We start from the raw sequence: 8205 nt of genomic DNA, 5'->3' as shown, positions 1-8205 counted from the left end.
GTCTCGGGCCGCCGGTTCTGCGCCGTCTCGCGCCGTCGGCTGTGCGCCGTCGGCTGTGCGCCGTCGGCTGTGCGCCGTCGGCTGTGCGCCGTCGGCTGTGCGCCGTCGGCTGTGCGCCGTCTCGGACCGTCGGCTCCATGCCTCGGCCCGCCGCCGTTGCGCCGCCGTTGCGCCGTCAGGCTGCCGGCTCAGCGGCCGTCGCGGGGGCCGAAGACGGTCAGCGCGTCGGCGTCGCTGTGTCGGGAGCGCAGGTACTCGTCGGCCCAGGCGGCGGCATCGGGGAAGGTCGACTCCGCTGCCACCCGCGCGCAGGCGGCGTCCACGTCGAAGGCGGTGCGGCGCAGTTGGACGCCCGGCCCGAGCAGCGCCCACCACGCTCCGGCACCCCCGTACGGCATGCCGATGCTGCCCGGGTTCACCACCAGCCGCCGGTCGACCAGCCGGGTGAAGGGCATGTGCGTGTGGCCGCAGACCACCGTGGAAACCTCGGCGGGAAGACCGTCGAACACCTCCGCCCAGCGGGCCAACCGGGAGTCGACGAGCACTACCTCCTCGTCGTCGCGGGGCGTTGCGTGGCAGAACAGCGTCGGCCCGAGGCCGTCGACCTCCAACGTCACCGTCGCCGGCAGCGCGCCCAGCCGGGCCACCTGGTCGTCACGCAGTTGCCCGGCGGCCCAGTTCGACACCTCGATCGACGCGGGATGCCCGGCCCGGGCCTCGACCAGCTCGCGATCGGCGTTGCCACCGACCCAGCACACCCGGTCGCCAAGGTCGGCGAGCACGTCCAGCACCTCGACCGGTTGCGGACCCGCGGCGATGTCACCGGTGAGCACGATCAGATCGGCGGTGGCGACGTCCGGCTCAGCCAGTACGGCCTCCAGCGCCGGCAGAACACCATGGATGTCGGAGAGCACCGCAACACGGTTCACCATGGCCCCACCCTCACCGCTGGTACCGCCCCGGGGCCAGCGATTCTGCGCCAGGCAGATGGCAAACGTCCCCGCCTGCGGCCGGCACCGGCCGCAGGCGGGGACGTGCTGTACCACTCAGACGCGAGCGCGACGCGCCAGGCGCTCCGGGTCCAGAATGATGATGCTCTTGCCGTCCAGGCGCAGCCAACCGCGCGAGGCGAAGTCGGCCAGCGCCTTGTTGACGGTCTCCCGGGAGGCGCCGACGAGTTGGGCGATCTCCTCCTGGGTGAGGTCGTGGGTCACCCGCAGAACGCCACCGTCGCGGGTGCCGAAGCGACCCGCCATCTGCAGCAGGTTCTTGGCGACCCGGCCCGGCACGTCCGTGAAGATCAGGTCGGCGAGCGAGTCGTTGGTCCGGCGCAGTCGACGGGCCAACACCCGGAGCAACTGCTCGGCGATCTCCGGGCGGTTGTTGAGCCACGGCCGCAGCGCCTGCTTACGCAGCCGCACCAGCCGGGTGTCGGTCACCGCGGTAGCGGTCGCCGTACGCGGACCCGGGTCGAAGAGCGACAGCTCACCGACCATGTCCGACGGCCCCATCACCGCGATCAGGTTCTGCCGGCCGTCCGCCGCGCGGCGACCAACCTTGATCTTCCCGGACAGCAGGATGTAGAGGCTGTCACCGGGCTCGCCCTCATTGAAGACGATCTCGCCCTTGCGGACCTCGATCGTCTCCATCTCCTTGGCAAGCGCCTCGGCAGCTTCCGGGTCAACACCCTGGAAGATCCCGCTGCGGGCCAGTACCTCGTCCATTGCGCACCTCCGGTTGCGCGTGCCGTCCGTCGGCCGGGGCCGCCGTCCGCTGATCCCCTCGCGCGCCGCCAAGTCTAGGCGCACGTGAGCATGAATCAGAGGTCGCCCCTGGAATCTTGATCGTTGGGCGTAACCTGCCCGACGTGCTAAGCGAGCCGATTCTGACCAGCCGCGCCGAGGACGGGCGGCACGTCCCGCTGCTCGTCTGGCGCGCGGACGTGCCGCTGCGGGCGGTGAGCAGTGGCCCGCTGGGCGGTGGCATCGGGGTCCGGCGGTGGGTGCTGAACGCGACGGTACCGATGTCGTACGACCGGGAGGACCCCGCGGCGCACCTGGCCTCGCTCGCCGCTGAGCTGGCCCTCGACGGCGCCGGGGTCGGTCTGTTGACCGGCGTCGATGTGGCCGAGGTGGTGGCGCGGACCGACACCGGGGTGCGGGCCTGGGCGACGGTCGGGCTCGGCACGCCGGTGCCCGCGGCCGCGCCGACGCCGGCCGCGCTCGCCGAACGCGTCGGCACAGTCAACATCGTGGTGTACGTGCCGGCCCGGCTCGCCGACTCGGCACTCGTCAACGCGGTGGCCACCGCGACCGAGGCGAAGACCCAGGCGATCACCGAGCTGGGGGTGCCCGGGACCGGCACGCCCACCGACGCGGTCACCGTGCTCTGCCCGGTGGACGGGCCGGAGGCCGCGTACGGCGGGCCACGCTCCACCTGGGGTGCCGCGCTCGCCCGAGCGGTGCACGCGGCAGTCCTGGCCGGCGGCGCCCGGCCGGTCGTGCCGTGGTCTGAGCAGCTCAAGGGTGCAAAGTCCAACCGATCGGCCATCGTCGGCGGGTTTAACGACCGGTAGGGTCGCGGGCGATGTACGCTCCCGCCCCCCTCGCGTCCCGCCCGCGTCGCCGCGTCGCCCTCGGCCTCGCCGCGCTGCTGGCCGCCCTCCTCGTGGCCGGCTGTGCCGACCCCGGTGGTGAGGCACCCGTCTGGCAGCCCGGCGCGGGAGGTGGTGGCACCGGCGCACCGGTCTCCACCGCCGGCCCGAAGGCCACCGGGCCCGCCTCCTCCGGTGCGGGTGGCGCGATCTCGCTCTCCGCCACCGGCGACATCATCATGGGCAACGCGCCCAGTCGGCTGCCCGCCGCCGGCGGTAAGGGCTTCTTCAACTCGGTCACCGAGGCGCTCAAGGCCGATCTGGTGATGGGCAACCTGGAGGAGCCGCTGACCGTCGACACCGGCACCGGCAAGTGCGGGGCGAACTCCACCCGCTGCTTCCAGTTCCGCGCCCCGCCGGAGTACGCCGGGCACCTGCGCGACGCCGGCTTCGACGTGCTCAACCAGGCCAACAACCACGGCTACGACTACGGCCCGAAGGGCTACGAGAACACCCAGAAGGCGCTGCAGAAGTACGAGCTGGAGCACACCGGCGCGCCGAACGAGATCACCGTGGTCGACGTCAAGGGCGTCAAGGTCGCTGTCGCCGGCTTCTCGTCGTACGTCTGGTCCAACAGTCTCGTCGACATCGCCAAGGCGAAGACAGTGGTTGCCAAGGCCGCCACCATGGCCGACCTGGTCGTGGTGCAGGTGCACATGGGCGGCGAGGGCGCCGACAAGACCCGGGTGAAGCCGGGCACCGAGATGTTCCTGGGCGAGAACCGGGGCGACCCGGTGAAGTTCTCACACGCGATGATCGACGCCGGCGCTGACCTGATCGTCGGGCACGGCCCGCACGTGCTGCGCGGGATGGAGTTCTACCAGGGCCGGCTGATCGCGTACAGCCTGGGCAACTTCGCCGGCGGCGGCAACTCGCTGAGCAACGCCGGTCGCCTCGGCTGGGGCGGGGTGCTGAAGGTGTCGCTCAAGCCGGACGGTAGCTGGGCGGGTGGTTCGTTCACCTCCACGTACATGAACTCCGCCGGCAAGCCGACGATGGACCCGGACGACCGGGGCCTGGGTCTGGTCACCGAGTTGAGCCGCGCCGACTTCCCGAAGGCCGGCGCCCGGTTCGACGGGCAGGGGAAGATCTCGCCGCCAACCGCCGGCTGACCCGAGGAGGACGTCCGGGGTGCGACGTAGGCTGACCGTCGTGACCAGTAGCCCTCCCGGTGCCAGCGAGACCGACCTCGGGCGCAAACGCCGTGCCCGCAAGATCGGCCGGGTGCTGGCCGAGACGCACCCCGACGCGCATTGCGAGCTGGACCACTCCAACGCTCTGGAGTTGGCCGTCGCCACGATCCTGTCCGCGCAGTGCACGGACAAGAAAGTCAACGAGGTCACCCCGAAGCTCTTCGCCCGCTATCCCGACGCGGCCGCGTACGCCGGCGCCGACCGGGGCGAGATGGAGGAGCTGATCCGGCCCACCGGCTTCTACCGCAACAAGACCGACTCGCTGCTCAAGCTCGGTCAGGCCCTCCTCGACCGGTACGACGGCAGGGTCCCCGGCCGGCTCGTCGACCTGGTGACGCTCCCCGGCATCGGCCGCAAGACCGCCAACGTGATCCTCGGCAACGCCTTCGACGTCCCGGGCATCACCGTCGACACGCACTTCCAACGGCTGGTCCACCGGTGGGGGCTGACCACCGAGACCGACCCGGTCAAGATCGAGCACGCGATCGGCGCGCTGTACGACAAGCGCGACTGGACCATGCTCTCGCACCGGATCATCTTCCACGGGCGACGGGTCTGCCACGCCCGCAAACCGGCCTGCGGGGCGTGCACGCTCGCCAGGCTCTGCCCCTCGTACGGCACCGGCCCGACCGAGCCGGCAGCCGCCGCCAAGCTGCTCAAGGGCCCTCGGGCACGCGACCTCGCGGTGGCCGCCGGGGTCGACCCGGAGTTGGTGCCCGCGCAGGCGGTCACGGCGGAGGTGCCGTGAACCGCCGCCTCGCCCTCGCCGTCCTGCCACTGCTGCTGGCCGTCACCGCCTGCACCAGCGGCACTGCCGACGACGAGCCGGCCCCCCGTCCGGCCGCCGCCGAGCGGCCATCGCCGTTCCGGGACTGCGCCACGCTGAGCACCGCGCCCACGGCCGCGACCCCTGGCTCCGGCGCGTCGACCTCCGCGACCCCCGGCTCCGGCACGTCAGCGCCCGCCGCCGGTGGGCAGGCACTGCCGGCGCTGACGCTCTCCTGCTTCACCGGCGGTGCCCCCGTCGCGCTGGGGGCGGTGGCCGGACCGGCGGTGATCAACGTGTGGGCGTCGTGGTGCCCGCCGTGCCGCAAGGAGTTGCCCGCGTTCCAACGCCTCAGCGAGCGGGCCGCCGGTCAGCTCCAGGTGGTCGGGGTCAACAGCCGGGACAGCCGCAGCGGCGCGCAGTCCATCGGCGAGGACTTCGGCGTCCGGTTCCCGATGCTGGTGGACCAGGGTGAGGCGTTGCAGCGGGAGTTGAGGCGCAATGCCATTCCGCTGACCCTCTTCGTCGCCGCCGACGGTCAGATCCGGCACATCGACGCCACCGGCGCTCTCGACGACGCCACGCTCGCCACGCTGGTCCGCCAGCACCTCAACCTGGCGGTGCCGGCGTGACCCGTCGGCCACCCGAGTGGATCGAACCGTTGCTGACCCGGCTGGGCACCGCCCGCGCCGAGGACTTCACCCGGCTCACCACCCCGGCCGAGGGCGGTCGGGAGAGCGCTGTGCTGGTGCTGCTCGGCGAGCAGCCCGGCGTGGGCCCCGACGTGCTGGTCCTGCAACGCGCCGCCAACCTGCGCAACCACGCCGGTCAGCCGGCCTTCCCCGGCGGTGCGGCCGACCCGGAGGACGCCGACGTCCGTGCCACCGCCCTGCGTGAGGCGAACGAGGAGGTGGGCCTCGACCCGGCCAGCGTGACGGTGCTGGCCGAGCTGCCGAAACTGTGGATCCCGGTCAGCGACTTCGTGGTCACGCCGGTGCTGGCCTGGTGGCACGACCCGCACCCGGTGCACCCACGGGAGCCGGCCGAGGTGGCACACGTCGCCCGGCTGCCGGTGAGCGAGCTGGTCGATCCGGCCAACCGACTGCGGGTCCGCCACCCGAGCGGCTGGATCGGGCCGGCGTTCTCGGCGCGTGGGATGCTCGTCTGGGGCTTCACCGCGGGGGTGCTCGCCACCCTGCTCGAGATGGGCGGCTGGGCGCGTCCGTGGTCGCCGGGCCGGGTGCTGGAACTTCCGCCGAGCGGGGCGACACCGGCCCCGTCCGCCGGCACCGAAGAGGCCGACGAGAACGCCTTGCGCTGACCGCACGGTCACCTTCCGCAAGCGATGGTCATCCGCCGGGCACACTGCCCGTACGCTTGACCCGTGTCCGTCGTGGATCTCGTCCTGCTGCTGCTCATGCTCGTGTTCGCGATCAGCGGATACCGCCAGGGTTTCGTCATCGGCGTCACGTCGTTGTCCGGCTTCTTCCTGGGTCTCCTGCTGGGTCTCCAGCTCGGGCCGCTGTTCGCCAGACAGTTCGTGGACGCCGGCACCCGCGTGCTGATCTCGCTCGTGGCCATCTTCGGGCTGGCGGTGGTCGGGCAGGCGCTCGCCGGTTGGCTCGGCTCGCACCTGCGCAAGACGATCACCAGCGACGTGGGCAAACGGGCCGACGACGTCGGAGGGGCGTTGGTCTCGCTGTTCGCGGTGCTCCTGCTGGCCTGGCTGGTGGCCGTGCCGCTCGGCTCGTCCTCGGTGCCCTGGCTCGCCGCCTCGGTCCGCAACAGCGCGTTGATCACGGTGGTCAACCAGGTCCTACCGGAGCAGGCCCACCGGTTGTCCACGGCGTTGGAGGACACCGTCGACACCGACGGCTTCCCGGACGTCTTCGGCGACCTGGCGCCTACCCGGGCCCGGCAGGTCGACCCGCCGGACCCGGCACTGGCCGGCTCGCAGGTGGTGGTCAGCGGTCAGCAGTCGGTCGTCAAGGTGCTCGGCTCGGCGCCCAGTTGTTCGCGCCGGATCGAGGGTTCCGGGTTCGTCTACGCGGACGACCGGGTGATGACCAACGCGCACGTCGTGGCCGGCACCCGCTCGGTCGCCGTGGAGCTGGGCGGCGAGCGGTACGACGGCAAGGTGGTCGTCTACGACCCGAACCGTGACCTGGCGGTGCTGCTGGTACCCGGACTGCCCGGGCCGTCCCTACGGTTCGCCGCCGGCAACGCGGGCAGCGGCGCCGACGCCATCGTGCTCGGCTTCCCGCTCGACGGCCCGTACAACGCGCAGTCGGCGCGGGTCCGGGACGTCGACCGGATCAAGGGCCCGGACATCTACTCCGCCAACGAGGTGACCCGGGAGATCTACACGATCCGGGCGCTGGTCCGCAGCGGCAACTCGGGCGGTCCGCTGCTCTCCGCCAACGGCCTGGTGCTCGGCGTGATCTTCGCGGCGGCGTCGGACGACCCGAACACCGGTTTCGCGGTGACGGCGGCCGAGGCCCGTCCGGTGGCGTTGGCGGGAGCCGAACGCAACCGGCAGGTCGGCACCGGCGAGTGCACCTGAGTCGCCGCGGGTCAGCTCAGGTCTGAGCGGGCAGAGCGCGACTCCCGGCCGTCGGCAACTTCGCCCGACCCCATCGCAGCCCCCGGTCCAGCACCGCACGAGCCATGATCGCGACGCAGGTGCCGCCGTTGACGAAGGACGCCACCACGTCGCTCGGATGGTGCATCCCCCGGTACATCCGGGTCAGCGCCACGCCCAGCGGCACCATCAGCAGCAGCGTCCACCAGGCGACCTTCGCCCCGGTGCTCCGGGCGCGCAGCGCCATCAGCACGGCGATGCCGACGTAGAGCGCCACCGCCGCCGAGGTGTGCCCGGACGGAAAGCTCGACGTCGGTGGCGACACGTCCATGTGTTCCACCGCCGGCCGCCGCCGGTCGATCGCGAGAGTGGTCAGCAGGAACACCAGCGCCTGGGCGGTCACCGCCGCGCACAGGAACAGCGGCTCGCGCCAACGCTTCAGCCAGAGCCGCAGCGCCAACGCCACCAGCACGGTCACCACGACGATCATCTGGGTGCTGGCCAGCGTGCTGAACACCAGCGAGACGTTGTTCCAGTCACCGGTGCGGTCGGTGGCCAGTTCCCGGTTCACCGTGTCCTCTGCGGTGAACGGCCAGGTGCGGGCGAACACCCGGGTGACCAGCACCCCGAGCAGCACCATGAGTCCGAGCAGGAGGGACACCGGCAGCAGCACCCGCCGAACGATCTGGAGCACGAGGTCGGACATGGGTGCGCCAGTACCCGGCCGGCCCCGTCGTCAGTCCTCAGGCAGCCCCGGGGTGCCGCTCGACCTCGGGAGCGACGCCGTCGCGAATCGGTCGGACCGGCCGCAGCCCGGTGTGTGCCCGCCAACTGGTGAACGCGGCGGTGGTGGCCGCGACCACCGCCACCCCGAGCAGCCATCCACCCACCACGTCGCTGGTGAAGTGCACGCCGAGCGCCACCCTGCTCAGGCCGGTCACCACGGTGAGCAGCACCGCCGCGACCCAGAGCGCCACCCGCGCCGGCCACCGCCGGGCGTACGGAAGGAGCA

The 8205-nt window shown here is 72.2% G+C and carries 10 protein-coding genes; 6 read left to right on the top strand and 4 right to left on the bottom strand.

Annotated features, from left to right (window positions below; translation table 11 throughout):
• Positions 1-188 precede the first annotated feature (188 nt).
• Together KBX53_RS14150 and KBX53_RS14145 are read right to left on the bottom strand one after the other, a co-directional pair.
• Positions 189-932, bottom strand: a complete 744-nt coding sequence (locus tag KBX53_RS14150) for a metallophosphoesterase (RefSeq protein ID WP_210859678.1) — start codon at positions 930-932, stop codon at positions 189-191.
• A gap of 114 nt (positions 933-1046) precedes the next feature.
• Positions 1047-1724, bottom strand: coding sequence for a Crp/Fnr family transcriptional regulator (locus tag KBX53_RS14145; protein ID WP_007466162.1), 678 nt, complete (start codon positions 1722-1724; stop codon positions 1047-1049).
• 143 nt (positions 1725-1867) lie between these two features.
• Here KBX53_RS14145 and KBX53_RS14140 point away from each other — a divergent pair, with 143 nt between their 5' ends.
• The 6 genes from KBX53_RS14140 to KBX53_RS14115 all read left to right on the top strand — a co-directional run bounded on the left by KBX53_RS14140 (position 1868) and on the right by KBX53_RS14115 (position 7175).
• The gene (locus KBX53_RS14140; protein WP_051708138.1) at positions 1868-2575 is read left to right on the top strand and encodes an adenosylcobinamide amidohydrolase; all 708 of its coding nucleotides are present in this window, start codon (positions 1868-1870) and stop codon (positions 2573-2575) included.
• Positions 2576-2586: 11 nt separating this feature from the next.
• Entirely contained in the window at positions 2587-3765 is a 1179-nt protein-coding gene (locus KBX53_RS14135) for a CapA family protein (RefSeq protein WP_030328033.1), read from the top strand.
• Positions 3766-3805: 40 nt separating this feature from the next.
• Positions 3806-4594 (top strand): endonuclease III, encoded by a 789-nt coding sequence (gene nth, locus KBX53_RS14130; RefSeq protein WP_030328031.1) that lies wholly within the window; start codon positions 3806-3808, stop codon positions 4592-4594.
• Entirely contained in the window at positions 4591-5244 is a 654-nt protein-coding gene (locus KBX53_RS14125; protein WP_210859676.1) for a TlpA disulfide reductase family protein, read from the top strand. Before nth ends, KBX53_RS14125 begins: the two co-directional genes overlap by 4 nt.
• Positions 5241-5933: a CoA pyrophosphatase gene (locus KBX53_RS14120; RefSeq protein WP_030328028.1), complete on the top strand. Its 693-nt coding sequence runs from the start codon at positions 5241-5243 to the stop codon at positions 5931-5933. The genes KBX53_RS14125 and KBX53_RS14120 overlap by 4 nt, the downstream gene beginning before the upstream one ends.
• A 63-nt stretch (positions 5934-5996) precedes the next feature.
• On the top strand, positions 5997-7175 hold the full coding sequence (locus KBX53_RS14115) for a MarP family serine protease (RefSeq protein WP_030328027.1): 1179 nt from the start codon (positions 5997-5999) through the stop codon (positions 7173-7175).
• Positions 7176-7191: 16 nt separating this feature from the next.
• On the opposite strand, the gene KBX53_RS14110 is transcribed toward KBX53_RS14115, so the two are convergent.
• Positions 7192-7899, bottom strand: a complete 708-nt coding sequence (locus KBX53_RS14110; RefSeq protein ID WP_210859674.1) for a phosphatase PAP2 family protein — start codon at positions 7897-7899, stop codon at positions 7192-7194.
• Between the two features lie 37 nt (positions 7900-7936).
• Positions 7937-8205, bottom strand: a 269-nt coding sequence (locus tag KBX53_RS14105) for a phosphatase PAP2 family protein (RefSeq protein WP_210859672.1), incomplete at its 5' end; no start/stop codon positions are given.

Source organism: Micromonospora sp. M51 (assembly GCF_018070305.1).
In the GTDB taxonomy this organism is placed as follows: Bacteria; Actinomycetota; Actinomycetes; order Mycobacteriales; family Micromonosporaceae; genus Micromonospora; species Micromonospora parva.
This window is presented reverse-complemented; position numbering and strand designations above follow the sequence as displayed.